Origin of the sequence: Nocardiopsis gilva YIM 90087, assembly GCF_002263495.1 — a bacterium.
Lineage (GTDB): Bacteria > Actinomycetota > Actinomycetes > Streptosporangiales > Streptosporangiaceae > Nocardiopsis_C > Nocardiopsis_C gilva.
Genome location: NZ_CP022753.1, coordinates 1,919,275 through 1,936,645, shown reverse-complemented (window position 1 = coordinate 1,936,645; position 17,371 = coordinate 1,919,275). Strand labels below are relative to the sequence as shown.

Here is a 17,371-nt window from a genome sequence, read left to right as displayed (position 1 = left end):
AGGGGACGAAGAACAGACGGGGCAGGACGAGGAACGGCGATGAGCACCTTGGACATCGAGATCACCCGCGCGTGGCTCCAGGCGACGGCCGCGAGCATGAACGACAACGCGGAGCGGCTCTCCGCTCTGGACGCGGCCATCGGCGACGGCGACCACGGGACCAACATGCGGCGTGGCTTCGCCGGCGTCATCGAGAAGCTCGCCGGGACGGAGCCCGCAACCGTGGGTGAGCTGCTCGTGCTGACCGGCCGGACCCTCATCTCCACGGTGGGCGGCGCCTCGGGACCGCTCTACGGCGCGATCTTCCGCGCGGCCGGAAAACGCCTCACCGGCACCACCGCGACAGCGGACGACCTGGCCGAGGCTCTGCGCGACGGGATGGAAGCCGTACAGAAACTCGGCGGCGCCCAGACCGGCGACAAGACGATCATCGACGCCTACGCCCCGGCGATGGACGCGTTCACGGCGGCCCTGGGCGACGGCGGAGACCTCCTCGGTGCGGCGCGCGCGGCCGCGACCGCCGCCGAGGAGGGCGCGCAGGCGACGATCCCCCTCCTCGCCCGCAAGGGGCGCGCGTCGTACCTGGGTGAGCGCAGCATCGGGCATCAGGACCCCGGCGCGACATCCACCGCCCTGGTCTTCGAAGCCCTCGCCGGTGTCCTGGGCACGCGGGCCGAGGGGTGAGAAGCGCGGGGCGAGCGCGGGAGCGGCTCGGACGCCCCCACGACTCGGGCACGGGCTTGCGCTCATTAGGGTGATGCCGCCGACGCAGTGGACCCGAGCCGCCGGAAGGACAGCCCACGATGATCGACCTTCGTTCGGATACGGTCACCAAGCCCACCCCCGAAATGCGACGGGCCATGGCGGAGGCTGAGGTCGGCGACGACGTCTTCGGCGAAGACCCCACGATCCGCGCGCTCGAAGAGGAGACCGCGCGACTGCTCGGCAAGGAGCAGGCGCTCTACGTCCCCTCCGGCCACATGGCCAACCAGATCGCGGTGTACGTCTCGGCACGCAGCGGTGAGGAGATCTGGGCACACGCCACCAGCCACTTGCTCGGCAACGAGCAGGGGGCCAGCTCGGTCCTGGCGCGGGTCCTGCCCCGAACGTTCGACTCGCCCGACGCGGTTCCCGACACCGCGCTGCTCGAACGCTGGAGCGCCGGGATCGACGACGTGCACCGCGCCCGCCCCGCCCTGCTCTGCCTGGAGAACACCTTCACCGGCGTGGTCATCCCGCTGTCCGAACAGCGGCGGGTCACCGCCTTCGCCCACTCCCACGGCATGCGTACCCACCTCGACGGCGCGCGGCTGTGGAACGCTGCGGCGGCGCTGGGTGTCGCCCCCGCCGAGGTGACCGAAGGCTTCGACACGGTCTCCACCTGCTTCTCCAAGGGGCTGGGTGCCCCCGTCGGTTCGGCGGTGGCGGGCGATGCCGACACGATCCAGCGGGCCCGCCGCGCCCGCAAGCTACTCGGCGGCGGGATGCGCCAGGCCGGGATCATCGCGGCGGGCGCGCTGTACGCGCTCCGCAACAACGTCGAGCGTCTGGCCGATGACCACAGCCGGGCGGCACGCCTGGCCAAGGGCATCACCTCGACGACGGGCCTGGCCGCCGAGGCCCGGACCAACATGGTCCTGGTGGAAACCGCCCCAAGCGAGGCTCACGACTACGCGGCGGCCTTCGCCGAGCAGGGTGTCGGGTGCGTGGCGATCGGCCCCGATCTCATCCGCTTGGTGGTCCACCTCGAGATCGGTGACGCCGACATCGATGCCGCGATCGCGCGGATCGGTGCGGCTGTCGCGGCGCGGGGTGGCGCAGTCGAGTGATCACGGCTCAGGGGCGGCCGGTAGCCAGACGCGTCACGGCGGACTGTGCTTCGGCCACGGCGGCGAGCGCGTCGGCGATCTGTTCCGTGGTTGCGGCATGGTCAACTGATTCACGGAGCTTCGGGTAGTCGGCGAGGATCGCGCGGAGTTCGTGGTTCTCCTCGGCCGTGTCCGGCACCGGGGTGGCGGCGATGAGTTCGCCGAGGCTGGTGACTGCCGCCTGCGCCGCCGCACGCCGTGTGTTGAGTGCCGCCGCGTCCTGCCGAGCGACCGCTGGGCGCCCGCGCGGGCGGACCCGCCGCAGCAGGAACGAGTAGCCGACGAGTAGGGCCAGCAACCCGGCGGCGATCCCGCCGAACACCTTCCATTGCTTGGCGGGAGTGGTTACCGGCTGCGAACCGCGCATGTCCGATGGCCCGCCGAGGCGTGCGACCAGGGACTGCAGTGTGGAGTAGGGGTTGTGGTCGGCGGCGAACACGGCCCGCTGCGCCAGCTCGGCCTCGCCGGTACCCGGGATCAGGGTGGGGATCGCGCCGCTCGTGGAGGCTCCGGTTACCTCGCCCCGCGCGTTGACCAGGTACACGACGACGGGCTCGTCGATCTTGCCCGCCGCGCGGACCATCGCGGCGGCGTCGCCGAGCGCCTTGCCCGGGGTGTCGCGCGTGACGTAGGTGACGGCGGCCTCCGGGAGGAATGCCACGCGGACGGGCGCTTCGAGGTCGGTGAGGCTCTCGTTGGCGTGCACGAAGTAGTCGGGGGTGTGGGGCCACGTCTCCTCGGAGGCGTGGCCGAAGTAGACGTGCTGGTGTCGCAGCTGCTTGCCCGCCGTGTCGAGCGCCTTCTCGAAGGGCAGCGCCAGCGTCTTGAGTGTCGGGGTGATCTGTCCGACCTCGACCTCGTCGTTGACCACATGCCGACGCGACTGCCAGCTGTGGCTTCTCGCGGCCCCGGCGGCGATGCCGAGGGAGAAACGGTGGTTTCCGCGCCATTCGAACACGAGGGCCAGCCCGTGGTCGCTGAGCTGCTGCCGCATCCGCTCGGCGAGCTCGGGGGCGGACGCGACATCGGAGGGGATGACGGCGATCTGGAACTGGCCGTCGAACGACGCCCCGACTTGCTCAGGGGTGAGATCCGGGTAGAGCGCGGTCAGGTACGGATGCACGTAGACGGGATCCGGGCCACGAGTGGCCTCCGCCAGCGTGTCCGACAGGTCCCCCGGGCAGTCGAGGGCTGCGAGCAGTTCCTCGTGGGACAGCTCGGGCACGCTGCCGTCCGCTGTAGGAGGGACGCAGGTATCGGCGGTGGCCGGGGCTGCTGCCCCAACGAACGCCGAGAGGGCGAGCACACCGGTCGCGGCGGCCGGTCGAAGGATCGCGGGGATCCCGGGCATGGGCACCACCTTTGTTCTTCTCCGGACCGAATGGGGGATATGGGGGATGTATTGCGTAGGGCCCGGAGATCACCAGTGTGGACGCACGTCGCGGTCGTGTGGTTGTCCAGGACGAACGCAACCCACGGGAGGGGTGCGTGTCGGGGGAGGCCGAGCGGAAGGCGGCGGCATCGCTGGGCCTTCCCAAATGGGACGATGGGCGGACGCGGGCTGAGCACCGGGGCACGGACCGCTCACCGGGCTGCCTCGCGCTGGTCGACCACCCCTGCAGAAGGAGACTGCCGTGAACGAGCTCGATGCACCTGTTAACGGCGGGGCGGGGCAGCGAGGGGCCGCTCCAGCGATCGCGTGGCTGGACCGGGTGAACGCGCGACTGGGTGGCACGGCGTCGGTGTCCGCCGTCTTCGGTGACCCGATCGAGTGTGACGGGGTGACGGTCATCCCGGTCGCCCGGATCCGGTTCGGGGTCGGCGGCGGCGCCGGGGCCGGAAATGGGCGGAACCGGGAGCGTGGCGCCGAGGGCGGTACGACCGGTGGACTCGGTACGGCCGGACCCGTGGGCTACATCGAGGTCAAGGACGGTGCAGCGGCGTTCAAGTCGATCGGCCGCCCGGCGAGTTCCCTCATCGTCCCGCTGGCCGCCATCGCGGGTGCGACCGCCGTGCTGACCCTCCGGACCATTCTTCGGCGCTCCGCGGCCTGAGCTTCGCCGCTCGTCGGCGGAACGCCGGGTGTGGACTGCTCAACGCACGTCAGGCCCGGCTGGCGTGTCGGCCGGTCCTGGGCTGGATCTCCCCCGCCGCGATCTCCTCCGCGTAGTGGCAGGCCACCCTGTGCCCCTCGGCCACGGTCCGCAGCGCCGGGCGCTCGGTGGAGCACCGCTCCTCCTGCCGCCACGGGCAGCGGGTGTGGAACCGGCATCCCGACGGTGGATCGGCCGGGGAGGGCAGGTCCCCCGGCAGCAGTACGCGTTCCCGGGCGTCCTCCATGTCCGGGTCGGGTACGGGCACCGCCGACATCAGCGCACGGGTGTAAGGGTGCATCGGCGTGGCGTAGAGGGTGTCGCTGGCGGCCTCTTCGACCAGGGCGCCCAGGTACATGACGCCCACCGTGTCGCTCACGTGCCGCACCACCGCCAGGTCGTGCGCGATGATCAGGTAGGTCAGTCCGCGCGCCCGTTGCAGCTCCTCCAGCAGGTTCAGCACCTGGGCCTGGATCGACACGTCGAGCGCGGACACCGGCTCGTCGCAGATGACCAGGTCGGGTTCGAGCACCAGCGCGCGGGCGATGCCGATGCGCTGGCGCTGTCCGCCGGAGAACTCGTGTGGGTAGCGCGACAGGACGGCGCTCGACAGCCCCACGGCCTCCAGCGCCTCGATGACCGTGGCCCGCCGTCCCTCCCTACCCCCCCCGATATCGTGCGCGATCAACCCTTCCAGCAGGATCGACTCGACGTTCTGCCGTGGGTTGAGGCTGCCCAGCGGGTCCTGGAAGACCATCTGCGCCCTGCGGCGCGTACGCCGCATCTTCTCGGCGGGCATGTGCGCCAGGTCGACGTTGTCCAGCCACACCCGCCCGTCGGTGATGTCGACCAGCCGCAGCACCGCGCGGCCCAGCGTGGTCTTCCCGCAGCCCGACTCGCCCACCAGGCCGTAGGTACTCCCGCGCCGGATCGCCAGCGACACGCCGTCGACCGCGTACACGTACCCGACCGTCCGGTCGACGAGGACGCCGCTGCGGATCGGGAAGTGCACCTTGAGTCCGGCGATCTCCAGCAGGTCCGTACCGTCCGCGGTCTCCCGCCCGGTCGGGCTCATCGGGGCTCTCCTTCCCTCGTGGGGGCGTCGCCGAACGCCCGGTGCCTCCCCCGGGCCGCGTCCCGGCCGTGGGTGACCGGGTGGACGCAGCGGTACCGGTGCCCCTTGTCGCCCCCACGCAGCTCCGGCGGCCCGCCCAAGCACTCGGCGGTGTAGGAGTCGCAGCGGGGCGCGAACGCGCAGCCGTCGGCCCAGGCGATGTCGTCGTTCACCGACCCCCGAATCGGCGTCAGGGGTTCCTCCCGCGGCGCGTTCAACCGCGGGATCGAGCCCAGCAGGCCGACGGTGTAGGGGTGGGTCGGCTCGGCGAACAGGCGCCGCCGCGCCGCGCCCTCCACCACCTTTCCCGCGTAGAGCACATTGATCTCGTCGCACAGCCCGGCCACCACGCCCAGGTCGTGGGTGATCATCAGCAGGGCGGTCCCCTCCTGGTGAACCAGGTCCTTGAGCAGCTCCAGGATCTGCGCCTGGATGGTGACGTCGAGGGCGGTGGTGGGCTCGTCGGCGATCATCAACCGGGGGCGGCAGGCGACCGCCATGGCGATCAGCGCGCGCTGCCGCATGCCTCCCGACAGTTCGTGCGGGTACTCCCGGAGCCGCCGGGCGGGGTCGGGGATGCCCACGCGCTGCAGCAGCTCGGCGGCCTCGGTGCGGGCGGCGGCGCGGCGCAGCCCCCGGTGGCGGGTGAGGATCTCGGTGACCTGCAGGCCGATGGGCACCACCGGGTTGAGCGACGACAGCGGGTCCTGGAAGACCATGGCCAGCTGGGCACCGCGCAGGTCGCGCATCCGCTCGGGGTCCAGCGCGAGCAGGTCGACCGTGCCCTGGGCGGACCGGTCGTCGGGCGCGCCGCCCGCGTCGAACAGGGCACGGCCCGCGACGGTGACGCCCTGCCGCGGCAGCAGCCCCATCAAGGCGAGGGAGGTGACGCTTTTGCCGCACCCGGACTCCCCGACCAGCCCGACGACCTGTCCCTCGTCAAGGGTGAACGACACCTGGTCCACCGCCCGTACGTCGCGCCGTCCGCGGCCGGAGAAGGTGACCGACAGATCGTCCACGGTGAGCAGGGGCATCGGCGTCACTTCCTCAGTCGGGGGTCGAGGGATTCCCGCATCGCCTCGCCGAGCAGGGTGAAGCCCAGGGCGGTGACGATGATGGCCAGCGCCGGGTACACCGCGAGCTGTGGTGCGCCGCCCAGGAACCGCTGGGCGTCGGCGAGCATGGTGCCCCACTCGGGGACCGACGGGTCCGGGTTGCCCAGTCCCAGGTACGACAGCGCGGCGGCGTCGATGATCGCGGTGGCCAGCGTCAGCGTCCCCTGGACCAGCACCGGCCCCAGCGAGTTGGGCAGGATGTGGACCAGGGCGATGCGGCGCGTGCGCACGCCCAGCGCGCGGGCGGCCAGCACGTAGTCGCGTCCGGCCTGGGCGATCATGGCGCCGCGCAGCAGCCGGGCGAAGATGGGGATCTGCGCGACACCGACCGCGATCATCACCGTCGCCAGGCTCTGCCCGAGCAGCGCCGCCACGCTGACGGCCAGCAGCAGCGCGGGCACGGCCAGCATCATGTCGGTGAGCCGCATCAGCACCGCGTCCAGCCGCTGCCCCCACTGTCGGCCGAGGGCGTGCGCGGCACCGGCCGAGCCGCCGAGGAGCGCGCCGACGGTGAAGCCGAGCAGGGTGGCGACCACCCCGACCAGGAGGGTCTGGCGAGCCCCGACGACCATGCGGGAGAACTGGTCGCGGCCGAGGTTGTCCAGGCCGAGCCAGTTTTCGGCGCGCGGCCCGACGAACACGTTCCGGTTGGGGAAGACTTCGTCGCCCCAGTTCTGGGCGACGGGGCTGTAGGGGGCGAGCCACTGGCCGAACACCGCGACGAAGATGAAGACCAGGACGGTGGCGGCACCGGCGATGGCCATGGGGTTGCGGCGCAGCCGGTCGAAGGCCTCGCGCCAGACGCCGTGTCCGTGCCCTTCCTCGGCGCGGGCCGCGGTGAGCTCGGCGAGCCGGTCGACCCTCTCGGCCTTTGTCGACATCAGCTCACCCGCACTCTCGGGTCGAGGAGGCTGTAGGAGATGTCCACCAGCAGATTGATCAGCACGTACATGCAGGCGATGATCAGGATGAAGCCGAGTAACGCCGGGTAGTCGCGCGTCTGGGTGGAGGCGTAGACGAACGATCCGATGCCGCCGAAGGCGAAGACGCTCTCGGTGAGCACCGCCCCGGCGAACAGGGCTCCGGTTTGCAGACCGATCGCGGTCGTCACCGGCAGCATGGCGTTGCGCAGCACGTGTCGGGTGCGCACCACGTGGCGGTGCAGCCCCTTGGCCTCGGCGGTCCGCACGTAGTCCTCGGCGAGGACCTCCAGCACGCTGGCCCGGGTCATCCGCACGATGACGGCCAGCGGGATGCTGGACAGGGCGAGACCCGGCAGCGCCAGGTGGGTGATCGCGTCCCAGGCGGAGTCCCATTCACGGGTCATCAGCCCGTCGAGGACGAAGAAGCCGGTGATGCGGGTCGCGCTGAATCCGGGGGTCTGCCGGAATGCGGAGGGGAACCAGCCGAGGTGCTCGGCGAAGATCACCTTGAGCACGAAGGCCAGGAAGAACACCGGGGTGCAGATCCCGATGAGGGAGCCGCCGACGACGGCGGAGTCCAGGACGCCGCCGCGGCGGCGCGCGGCGAGGTAGCCGAGGGGGATACCGATGCCGACGGCGATGACGATGGCGGAGATGGCGAGTTCGGCGGTCGCCGGGAACCGTAGGGCGAACTCGTCGAGGACCGGGCGGCCGGTCTGCAGGGAGGTGCCGAGGTCGCCCTCGGCGAGGCGGGTGACGAACCGCCAGTACTGGACGATCAGCGGATCGTCGAGGCCCAGCGCTCGGCGCAGCGCCGCCCGCTGTTCGGGGGTGGCGTCCTCGCCGAGCAGCGCGTATTCGGGGCCGCCGGGCAGTTGGCGGAGCCAGAAGAACAGCAGCACCGAGAGGCCGACGAGGGTCGGGACCAGCTGCAGTGTCCGCCTGACGATGAAGCGCAGCACCTGGGGGCCGCCTCCTTCCGTCGTCCTTGGGCTGGCTACCCCTCCTCCGTTGATCTCGGGGATATCGACCGAATATTGGCGACCATTCGGTCGATATCGCCGAGATCAACGGAAGGGCCGGGGTTGCTACTTGAAGGAGGCCTCGGAGAAGTTCTCCTGGGTGAGCGGGCTGACGGCCGGCGGGTTGACGTTCGGCGCGAACGCGATCGACGGCGGCGAGTGGGAGATCGGCAGCCCCGGGAGGTAGTCCATGATCTCCCGGTTGACCTCCTGGTACAGCTTGGTGCGCCGCTCCTGGTCGGGTACGGAGGACACCTCGTCCATCAGGGCGAACAGCTCATCGTTGCGGAACCCCCACCCGCTGTCGTAGCCGTCGAACCAGGTGCCGAGGAAGTTGAAGGCCTCGTTGAAGTCACCGGTCCAGCCGAGCAGGTAGAGGCTGCAGCCGCCGCTGTCGGTGTAGGGGATGTAGTCGCCCCAGGGCATCGAGTTGGCCGTGACGGTGATGCCGACGGCTTCGAGGTCGGCCTTGATGATGTCGAAGATGTCCTGCGGTGCGGGCATGTAGGGCCGGGTGACCTCCGTGGGGAAGCACATGTCGATTTCGAGGTCGGCCTGCCCGGCCTCCTTGAGCAGTGACTTGGCCTTCTCCGGGTCGAAGTCGTAGGTGGTGACGTCCGGCGACCAGCCCTCGACGGTCTCCGGGATGAACTGCCTGGCGACCTTGCCGCCTTCGGGGAGGATGGTGTCGACGATCCGCTGCCGGTCGACGGCGTGCGCGATGGCCTGGCGCACCTTCCGGTCGGCCAGCTCCTCGCTGGTCTCCTGCTGGTAGGCGAGGTAGAGGATGTTGAACACGTCGCGGACGGGGACCCGGAATCCGGCCTGCTTGAGCGGCTCCACATCGGCCGGGGCCACGAGGTCGTACCCGTGGATGTCACCGGCCTCCAGGGCCTGCTTGCGGGCGGCCTCCTCGGAGATCGTCTTGACGATCAGGGTCTTGACCTTGGCCTTCTCGCCCCAGTAGTCGTCGAACCGTTCGAGCGTGACCTCCTGGGCGTCGTGGTCCCAGTCGACGAGCCGGTAGGGCCCGGTGCCCGCGACCGTCCCGGCCTCCTGGCTGTAGTCGGGGAGCACGGGCGAGCCGGGATCGCCGGTGACCTTCTCATCGGTGACCTTCTCGATGACCTTCGGGCTCATGATCCCGAACGAGGCGAGACTGAACGCGCCCGGATAATTGGCCGAGGGCTCCTCCACCTTGATCACGGCGGTCAGTTCCTCGGGCGCGCTACACGAGGAGAAGTTGGCCTCGGGAGTGTCTTTGTCCTCGTTCTCGGCGAATCCCCCGAAAGTTTTCTGCCAGTAGTAGGTCTGGTTGCTGTTCTGGTAGTTGCCGGTGAAGTTGTACCAGCGGTTGAAATTGGCGCATACCGCCTCTGCGTCGAGGGCTTCGCCATCGTGGAATTTCACACCGTCGCGCAGTTTGAAGGTCCACTCCGTGCCGTCGTCGGACTGCTCCCAGGACTCCGCCAGGCCGCCGACGATCTTGGTGCCGCCGGGTTCGTGGGTGAGCAGGGTGTCGTAGATCTGCCGGGTGACGCGGAACGTCTCGCCGTCGTTGGCCAGGACGGGGTCAACCGAACGCGGATCCCCGGCCCCGGCGAACACCAGGGGCTGGCTCTCATTGGGATCACCGCCACCGCCCTCTCGGGTACTTTCCGCACAACCTGTGGCGATCAATGCCATGATCATCGCAATTGCAGTGATCGAGAGTGATCTGGCCGACTCCGGTTTGAACACTGTCCACCTCACTAAGGGGGCTGGTGGCACTGCGGTCGTTGGGACGAACCCTAATCGCCCGAACCAGAGATCGGGAATATGTAACGCATCATCAATGCAACCGTGTCCGTTCCGCGCTTCCCCGAACTGTCCGTTTATCGATGAGCGGAATTCCGATATCGTCATTGTGGCGCGTGCGACCCCTGACGAATGGGAGCATGGTGAGGGCAGAAGCCTGCACTCACCACCGGAAGTACACCCCCTCGGAAGCTAGGGAGCGACAGCAGTGGACATCCAAGAGCTGGCGGCGCGCGTCAGGGCCGCGAGTTACGGTCCGGCGAGCGCGGAGGCGGTCGACCGTCAGATCGGCGTGATCGCGAAACGGCTCGATGTCTTGGCCGCGGACTTCGGCTACGACCCCGGTGCCCTGTCCATCGGGCAGGCCGCCGTGTTGGAGGAGGTCTACCTCACCGAGCGCGACGTCCCCGCCGTGGAGGCCGACGACATCCGCGAGCTCTACGAGGCCCATGAGCCCGGCGCCGTCCCGCAGAACGAGGACATGCACGTGATCGCCGTGGACCCGACGCTGTGGCAGGAGTACGCGCTGATGAGCGCGGGCGAGGCCCGCGCGCTCGGGTTCCACGTGGTGTTCGACGCCGCGCGGCTGGCCCGCCGTCTGGGCGACGCGGAGCTGACCGAGGACCTCGCCGACACCATCGCCTGGGAACTGACCAGCGAGGTTTCGCCCGGCTGAGGCGGGGGTGCCGCGAGGGGTGTACCAGGGTTGCCGAAAGATTACTGAACCGTCACTATCCCTTCGCCGGTAAGCCCTTCCGTTGCGCCGGGGATCTCCCTTATTACTCAATGGTTGTCTGTTCTTCGAACGACGGAAGGGAATCCCCCACATGCGTCCCTTTGCCCGGCGTGCGGCCCGCTCCTCGATCGCCGTCGCCTCCGCTGTCCTGCTCTCCTTCGGCATGGGCGGAACAGCGCACGCCGACCTGACGCCCGACGAACTGCGTCGGGTCACCGACGAGTACCTCTTCGGCGTCAGCCTCAGCCGGTTCATCACCATCCGTGACAGCGCCCCGTACGCGGGCCAGCTCGACTGGAGCTCCGACTCTTGCAGCTGGTCCCCGGACAACCCCGTCGGGTACAACTTCGACCCCGGGTGCAAGCGCCACGACTTCGGCTACCGGAACTACAAGAAGCAGTCCCGGTTCACCGAGCCCAACCGGCTGAAGATCGACAACAACTTCCGCGACGACCTCTACGGCATCTGCGACGGCGACTGGCTGTGCCGGGGCGTCGCCGACATCTACTACAACGCCGTGCGCGAGTTCGGCGGCTCGGGCGCCACCACCGCCGAGGCCCTGGTGCGCGGCAACGCCGCGGAGAAGGTGGAGAACCTCGTCGAGGCGGCCGACGACCTGGAGCAGGCCGACACCCAGGCCGAGGCCGACCGGATCGTCGAGGACTTCGAGGAGGACCACCGGGTCGAGATCGCCCAGGACTTCCCGGTGAGCTGACCCGGCGCCCCGTACCCCACCGCCCGGGGAGAGGGGCCCGCGGGCGGTGTCCCCCGAGGCTCCAGGGTCCAGGCGCCCGGCTCCGGCCGGGCGCCGTCGCGTGTCCGGGCGGCTACGTTCAGGCGTCGTAGCGGCTGGGTAGGTCCCCACCTGTGTGGCGCGTGGGACATCCCGTGCCGCCACCGCGGAAGTTCGAGACCGCTATCCGGGAGATCCCAATGCACGCAACCGTCGGCGACCGAGTCCATATCAAGGGTCGTGTTGTCGGTATGAAGGAGCATGTCGGGGAGATCGTCGAAGTCCGTGGTGCCGAGGGGGAACCCCCCTACCGCGTCCGCTTCGACGACGGCCACGAATCCCTGATCTTCCCCGGGCCCGACTGCATCGTGGAGCAGCGCAAGCCCGTGGACTGACCCTCCGCTACGGCACCGGCCCGGTGACGCCGAGGGCGGTCACCGGGTCTGGCACCCCGGACACCAGTAGAGGTTCCGGCCGGCCAGTTCCGCACCGCTGATGGGCGAGGAACAGACCCGGCACGGATCGCCGGTGCGGTAGCACACGTAGAGCGTGTCCGGACGGGGCACGGGACGAACCTCGGGGTCGGGGCGGTGCTCGGGCCGGGTGGTGATGATGTAGCCGTCCCGCACACCGTCGGCGAGCAGCCCGCAGAGGTCGGCCCACAGGGAGTCCCACTCCCCCCGGGTGAGGTCGCGGCCCGCGCGGTAGGGATCGATCCCGGCCCGGAACAGCGACTCGGCCCGGTAGATGTTGCCCACCCCGGCGATGACGTCCTGACGCATCAGCAGCGCGGCGATCGTCGTGCGCGACCGGCTGATCACCCGCCACGCCCGCTCTGGATCGGCGTCGGCGCGCAGCGGGTCCGGCCCCAGCTTGGCCTGGATCGCCTGCTTCTCCTCCTCGCCGATGACCTCGCAGGCGGTCGGCCCGCGTAGGTCGGCCCAGCCCGAGGAGTTCACGACGCGCACCCGAACGGCGCCCACCGGGGGCGGCGCGACGACGAACCCGTCGCCGTCGCGCTCCAGCTCGCGCCGCTCGCCGTTCTCCGCGCGCGGCGCGCCCAGGTAGCGCTCGCCATCGGCGTCGCCGAACGTCCAGGCCCCGTAGATGCCGAGGTGCACGCGGAGCCACTCGCCGGAGTCGAACCCGCAGAAGAGCTGCTTGCCGTGGGCTTCGGCACCGAGGAGGGTACGGCCGTCGATCCGCCGCGCCCCGTCGGCGAACCGCCCCTGCGGGCTGCTCACCCGGACGCGGGACCCCCCGTAGTGCTTGGTGAAGTGGCCGGCAAGCCGGTGCAGTGTGTGGCCCTCGGGCACGTCGCTCCTCCCGCGTCATCGTCCGGCCGCGCCCCGGGCGGCCGAACCGCACTCTATCCGCCGGGCCGTCCACCCTCGGCCAAGCGGTCGGACACTCCGCCGTCATCGGGCCGCCGCAACGGACACCAGAGACCAAGGGCCGAAAATCGACAGAATTCCCGTGATCACCGCGGGGAAGCGGAACAGCGTGGGGCGGCGTCTCAGTCGCCGCCGTGCAGGATCTCGTTGACCACCGAGGGCGGGTCGTGCAGGCAGCGCCAGGCGGGGACGCACACGGCGGGGTGGCCGCTGAGCCGCGTCAGCAGCTCGCCGTGGGCCAACAGGCGGCGCAGTTCCAGGCCGCTGCGGGCGTGGTCGAGCAGGACCAGGACCGGCCCCCGGCCGGTGTCGACGCACAGGTCGGCCTGGTGTCCATGGAACGAGGGGCGCTGCGTGACCGGGGCGCCTCGCGCTTGCAGGGCGGAACGCAGGTTGCGCAGTGCCGTGCTCTCCTCCTCGACGGTGTCGGCGAAGGGGCACAGGTCGCGCAGGGGGCTGTCGGTGCCGGACCAGAACGAGCGGTCGCCGACGACGATCAACCGCGACACCGTGCGGGTGAGCGCGGTGGCCCACGCCTGGGAACGCACGGCGCGGTCGACGAGCCGCGCGGGGGCGTCGGTGGCCACCGTCGGCGAGACCACCATGACGTCCACGGCACCGTTCTCCTCGCCCCGGAACTCCTCGACGCCGCCCACTCTGATCTGCCGGCCGAAGCCCTGCCGCCGCACGAGTCTGCGCAGGAGCGCCCACTGCGGCTGGAAAGGGGCGATGACCCCGATCACGGCATCCTCGGGCAGCGCGCCGTCGAGCTCCTGGAGGACGACGGCGACCCGGTAGGCCTCCTCGCGGTTGATGCCGGACGCGCCGGGGACGGGCTCGCAGTCCCCGGAGAAGTGCCGCCATTCCACGGCCCGGCCGCCGCGGTCGGCCCCGCGCGACGGCGGCGCCGGGTGATGCCCGTTCGTCGCCCGGTCCTCCGGCGCCGTCCGCACCGGTGTCGGGAGGTTCGCGGGCTCGGTGGTCACCGCGATCCGGCCGCCGTAGCAGTGGCGGGAGGCCAGGGCGGCGATGGTCGGGTGGGAGCGGTCGTGCTCGTCGAGCCAGTGGTGCTGGTTCCGGGAGGCGGAGGTCGCCGCGGCGCATGCCTCGTAGGCGGAGTATCCGGCGTAGCCAAGCTCGGGACGCCGGTCGAGCCAGGTGGGACCGGCGGCGCCGCGCAACCGCTGCTCCTCCGCCGGTTCGAGCAGGGTGGGCGGGGCGGGCTGGGCGGGGTCGCCGATGACCAGCGCCCGCTTGGCGCGGTAGAGCAGCGGCAGCACCTCGGCCATCCGGCAGTGCTCCGCCCCGGCCACGACGACCAGGTCGAACAGTCCGGCCTGCGGCGGCAGGGCGCGTGCCGCGCGGACGCCGACCGCCCAGGCGGGGACGACGGTGAGCAGGTGGGCGAAGCCGGGCCAGCCGGTGGTGTGGTGCCAGTTGAGGGTCTCCAGGCGGTTGAGCAGCGCCTGTCGGCCCCGGCCGGCCCGCCGGGAGACGACACCGCGCAGGCAGGAGTCGCCGGAGAGGCGGTGGCAGGCCTGCGCCGCTTCGAGGTCGGCCAGCAGACCGGCCAGCATCGGGGTTCGGCGGCGGCGGTCGAGGGCGGTGCGCCAGTCGAGTTCGATCCGCGCTACCCGGCACAGCCGTTGCAGGTTCTCCGGTGTGGGCTCCACGCCGAGTTCGCGGCGGATGGCCGACCGGTGCGCGAGCGCGACGAACCCGCCGCCCCGGGCCCGTTCGGCGCGCCGCAGCCAGTAGCCCGGGTCGCCGTGTTCGGGGGTGAAGAGCGCATCAGGGTCCCACCCGTGGCCGATCATCTCACCGCGCTCCTCGGCCAAGCGCGCGAGAGAGTGCCCGTTGTGCGCGATCGCGTCGATGGACTTCCACGCGCTGTCGACCCGGGACCAGTCGTCCCGCAGGCTGCCGTTGTGCGGGGTGAGATCGGGGGGTGACGTCGGCTGTTCGACCAGCCGTTCCAGGGTGCGGATCTCTCTGCTCCGGTGGTCGGGGTGGCCGGTGCGCAGAACCAGGTGGCCGGGGGCCTCCCCGGCCCGGCGCACGATCCGGTCCAGCAGGGGTTCCTCCGCGGAGGCGACGAGCACGCTCTGGTCGGCGACCACGGCGGTGCGCACGGCGGCGTCGATGAGGTCGGCCAGTCCGGTCCCGGGCGGTGCGGCGACCGCCGTGAGGCGTTCGCGCATCGCCGAGCGCAGGATCGCGTACTGCGCCTCGGTGAGGCGGCCGTCGGCGACGGGCAGGACGGCCTCCTCGCGTGTGGCCTCGGAGCCCCGTGCCGGCCGCCCCGGCGGCGCCGTGTGCGGCGATCCCGCTCCGCCCTCGCCCTCCAGCAGGGCTTCGAGCGCGGTGCCGTCGGCCTGTCCCGGCCGGGGACCGTCGCGGTGCCCGGGGTCGAGGTCGGCGAGCAGCCCGGTGATCGTCCCCGGACGTTCGTCGTTGGGCGCGGCGTGTTCGGCCGGACCGGAGCGGAACAGCACCGCGACGTTGTGCGCTCCCGCACGGGGGTACAGGTGCGGCAGGGTGCCGCGGATCGCGCGCGGGACGATGTCGTCGACCCGGTCGATGTCGAGGCGCGTGAGCAGGGTACGGACCTTGGCCTCCAGGTCCAGGACGACGCCGTCGTGCGGGCGGTCGCCCTCGGAGGCGCCCTGGCGGAGGACGGCGCGCAGGGCGGCGAGCTCCTCGGGGTCGGTGATGCCGGCCCGGCGGAGCAGCGCGGGGTTGACGTCGGGCTCGGAGACGGCGCGGACCCGGGGTTCCTCGGTGTCGGGGACGACCTCGACGTCGGTGACGAGCAGTGGGGCGGCGCGCCAGCGGGAGTCGATGACGTCGCCGGGCCCCTCGTCCGCGGCGTCGGCGGCCGGGTCGGGGGCGAGGAGGACGACCGGGTAGCCGTAGCGCAGGGGGCGGCCCTCGCGCCGGGCCGCCCGTAACACGCCGTTGGCCTCGGGCGGAACAAGCAGGTCCTCACCTGCTCCGCTGAACAGTGTCTCGGTCCCGGCGGGCAGGCAGTGGTGGCCGCTGGACGCGCTCGGGGTGTCGGCACCGCCGAGTTCGATGAGGTGGTCGAGGACGGCCTCTCGGTGGACGCAGGCGCGGTAGTAGTCGAGGAGCGCGCGGACGCGGCCGTCGGTGGTGCGGTGGTGGCCGGGGTGGGGTTCGGGCTGCGGGGCGGGGGTGGGGACCGACGGTCGGGACGTGGTCGCGGGCGGCACGATCAGGACGGTCACATCGCCGTTGGACTCTGCCGACCGTGGACTGTGTTCCTCACGCGCCGGGCCGCCTCTGCGGCGGTCCCGAACGGATGAGTCGGGAGAAGGGACCGACACGTCGCACCCCATGGTGTATCGCGGACTGAACCGGCCGAGCGGGAGGTGACCAGCGGATCACATCCGGCCAATGGCCCCCATTGTGCGGCATCGCCGATGGGTGCACAGCGAGAACGGAGAAAAAAGTCCAGGTGACGGCGGTGGAGCCGGAGCTTGGGGCCATCAGCACCACCAGGCGCGAGGCTGCGGTCACGCTGTGCGACAGCGGTGCTCAGAGTTGCTTGAGCGCCTCCAGGACGCGGTACAGGGTGGCGGTGTCGGGGCGGCCGGCGACCAGCGTGGTTCCCGACGCGGGACGCTCGGGATGGCGGGGCCGGGGCGGCAACGGGGCGTGTGGCGGCTCGGGGGTGGGCGAGGGCCGGGTGTGCGCGGTCGGGCGCAGCACCCCGCGCAACCGTCTGCGGGCGAAGGCGAGGTTTCCGTCCCGGCGGTCCATCCTGACCTGGACGCACAGCTGCGCCCCCGGTCCGGCGCGCACCGCCGCCACCAGCAACCGGGTGTTGCCCCGGGTGATGACGAGGTCGTCCAGCGACCCCTTGCCGCACGCGTGCCGCGCGCGGAAGAGGCGGTCGCCCACGACCTGGCCGACGGCTCTGGCCGACCAGCGGGCCTGTTCACGCTCTTCCGCAGGATCCGGGCCGATGGCGGCGACGACGTGGTCGTTTCGATAATCCACCAAAGCCGCACCGCATACGCCGGGTATTGCCAGGATTTCGCGTAACTGATCATCGAACGCGAACATGGCGTACCTCCAGACGTCTCCATCCGCGACCGGGTTCCGCAGTGCCACCCGGAGCGCATGGATAGCTTCAGGGGATTGTGAGCGTATTGCGACACGACCCGCTTTCGCATCGTTTCTCGGAGATTTATTGGTGAACGAACCATACGATTCCTTGGTTCTCCGCCCGGACATCCTGTTGTCGACCTGGGAGCACGAATGTCGGGATCCACCGCAGCACCGGACCCGCTGAAGGCGCGGTAGAGCCTGCCCTACCGCGCTTGCCGCGCCCTTCGGGCGCCCGCGGCGGATGGGCGAGAGATCAGGAATAAGCGATGCCAGAGGCGCCCCCACGACCGGCCTCGCACATATTCCCCGGTGGCCACGGCTCCCTCGGGACCGGCCGGTGAACCGGGCGAACGGGGCGTGACGGAAACGATCAGTAAGCCGAAGCGATAAAATGCGCAGACATTGCTTTCCACTTCGTCATTGATCGCAATCGCGCTATCCC

General features: G+C 70.9%; 15 protein-coding genes. 6 read left to right on the top strand and 9 right to left on the bottom strand.

The annotated features are described in order from the left end of the window. Positions 1 to 39: 39 nt before the first annotated feature. Entirely contained in the window at positions 40 to 684 is a 645-nt protein-coding gene (gene dhaL, locus CDO52_RS09110) for a dihydroxyacetone kinase subunit DhaL (RefSeq protein WP_017617492.1), read from the top strand. A gap of 119 nt (positions 685 to 803) precedes the next feature. Then, positions 804 to 1,829 (top strand): threonine aldolase family protein, encoded by a 1,026-nt coding sequence (locus CDO52_RS09105; protein WP_017617491.1) that lies wholly within the window; start codon positions 804 to 806, stop codon positions 1,827 to 1,829. 7 nt (positions 1,830 to 1,836) lie between these two features. Here the strand turns inward: CDO52_RS09105 and CDO52_RS09100 are convergent, their stop codons facing one another. Further along, the gene (locus CDO52_RS09100; RefSeq protein ID WP_017617490.1) at positions 1,837 to 3,219 is read right to left on the bottom strand and encodes a hypothetical protein; all 1,383 of its coding nucleotides are present in this window, start codon (positions 3,217 to 3,219) and stop codon (positions 1,837 to 1,839) included. A gap of 283 nt (positions 3,220 to 3,502) precedes the next feature. Between CDO52_RS09100 and CDO52_RS09095 the strand changes: the two genes are divergently transcribed. Next, entirely contained in the window at positions 3,503 to 3,922 is a 420-nt protein-coding gene (locus tag CDO52_RS09095; protein ID WP_017617489.1) for a spore germination protein GerW family protein, read from the top strand. 49 nt (positions 3,923 to 3,971) lie between these two features. On the opposite strand, the gene CDO52_RS09090 is transcribed toward CDO52_RS09095, so the two are convergent. From CDO52_RS09090 to CDO52_RS09070, 5 genes are all read right to left on the bottom strand, one after another. Continuing rightward, positions 3,972 to 5,036: an ABC transporter ATP-binding protein gene (locus CDO52_RS09090; RefSeq protein WP_094932315.1), complete on the bottom strand. Its 1,065-nt coding sequence runs from the start codon at positions 5,034 to 5,036 to the stop codon at positions 3,972 to 3,974. Beyond that, entirely contained in the window at positions 5,033 to 6,109 is a 1,077-nt protein-coding gene (locus tag CDO52_RS09085; protein ID WP_017617488.1) for an ABC transporter ATP-binding protein, read from the bottom strand. The genes CDO52_RS09090 and CDO52_RS09085 overlap by 4 nt, the downstream gene beginning before the upstream one ends. A gap of 5 nt (positions 6,110 to 6,114) precedes the next feature. Beyond that, on the bottom strand, positions 6,115 to 7,071 hold the full coding sequence (locus CDO52_RS09080) for an ABC transporter permease (RefSeq protein ID WP_017617487.1): 957 nt from the start codon (positions 7,069 to 7,071) through the stop codon (positions 6,115 to 6,117). Then, positions 7,071 to 8,075 (bottom strand): ABC transporter permease, encoded by a 1,005-nt coding sequence (locus tag CDO52_RS09075; RefSeq protein WP_094932314.1) that lies wholly within the window; start codon positions 8,073 to 8,075, stop codon positions 7,071 to 7,073. Before CDO52_RS09075 ends, CDO52_RS09080 begins: the two co-directional genes overlap by 1 nt. A 126-nt stretch (positions 8,076 to 8,201) precedes the next feature. Next, positions 8,202 to 9,875: an ABC transporter substrate-binding protein gene (locus CDO52_RS09070; protein ID WP_026125556.1), complete on the bottom strand. Its 1,674-nt coding sequence runs from the start codon at positions 9,873 to 9,875 to the stop codon at positions 8,202 to 8,204. A gap of 265 nt (positions 9,876 to 10,140) precedes the next feature. Between CDO52_RS09070 and CDO52_RS09065 the strand changes: the two genes are divergently transcribed. The 3 genes from CDO52_RS09065 to CDO52_RS09055 all read left to right on the top strand — a co-directional run bounded on the left by CDO52_RS09065 (position 10,141) and on the right by CDO52_RS09055 (position 11,796). Further along, positions 10,141 to 10,608, top strand: a complete 468-nt coding sequence (locus CDO52_RS09065) for a hypothetical protein (protein ID WP_017617484.1) — start codon at positions 10,141 to 10,143, stop codon at positions 10,606 to 10,608. Between the two features lie 151 nt (positions 10,609 to 10,759). Further along, positions 10,760 to 11,383, top strand: a complete 624-nt coding sequence (locus tag CDO52_RS09060; protein WP_017617483.1) for a phospholipase — start codon at positions 10,760 to 10,762, stop codon at positions 11,381 to 11,383. 218 nt (positions 11,384 to 11,601) lie between these two features. After that, positions 11,602 to 11,796 (top strand): DUF1918 domain-containing protein, encoded by a 195-nt coding sequence (locus CDO52_RS09055; RefSeq protein ID WP_017617482.1) that lies wholly within the window; start codon positions 11,602 to 11,604, stop codon positions 11,794 to 11,796. Between the two features lie 39 nt (positions 11,797 to 11,835). Here CDO52_RS09055 and CDO52_RS09050 read toward each other — a convergent pair whose 3' ends face one another. The 3 genes from CDO52_RS09050 to CDO52_RS09040 form a co-directional block, all read right to left on the bottom strand. Then, positions 11,836 to 12,717, bottom strand: coding sequence for an Fpg/Nei family DNA glycosylase (locus CDO52_RS09050; protein ID WP_017617481.1), 882 nt, complete (start codon positions 12,715 to 12,717; stop codon positions 11,836 to 11,838). 200 nt (positions 12,718 to 12,917) lie between these two features. Beyond that, the gene (locus tag CDO52_RS09045) at positions 12,918 to 16,043 is read right to left on the bottom strand and encodes a DEAD/DEAH box helicase (RefSeq protein WP_094932313.1); all 3,126 of its coding nucleotides are present in this window, start codon (positions 16,041 to 16,043) and stop codon (positions 12,918 to 12,920) included. Between the two features lie 310 nt (positions 16,044 to 16,353). After that, positions 16,354 to 16,818 carry a hypothetical protein gene (locus CDO52_RS09040; protein ID WP_152471523.1) on the bottom strand — a complete coding sequence of 155 codons (465 nt, stop codon included), beginning with the start codon at positions 16,816 to 16,818 and terminating at the stop codon, positions 16,354 to 16,356. Between the last annotated feature and the right edge of the window lie 553 nt (positions 16,819 to 17,371).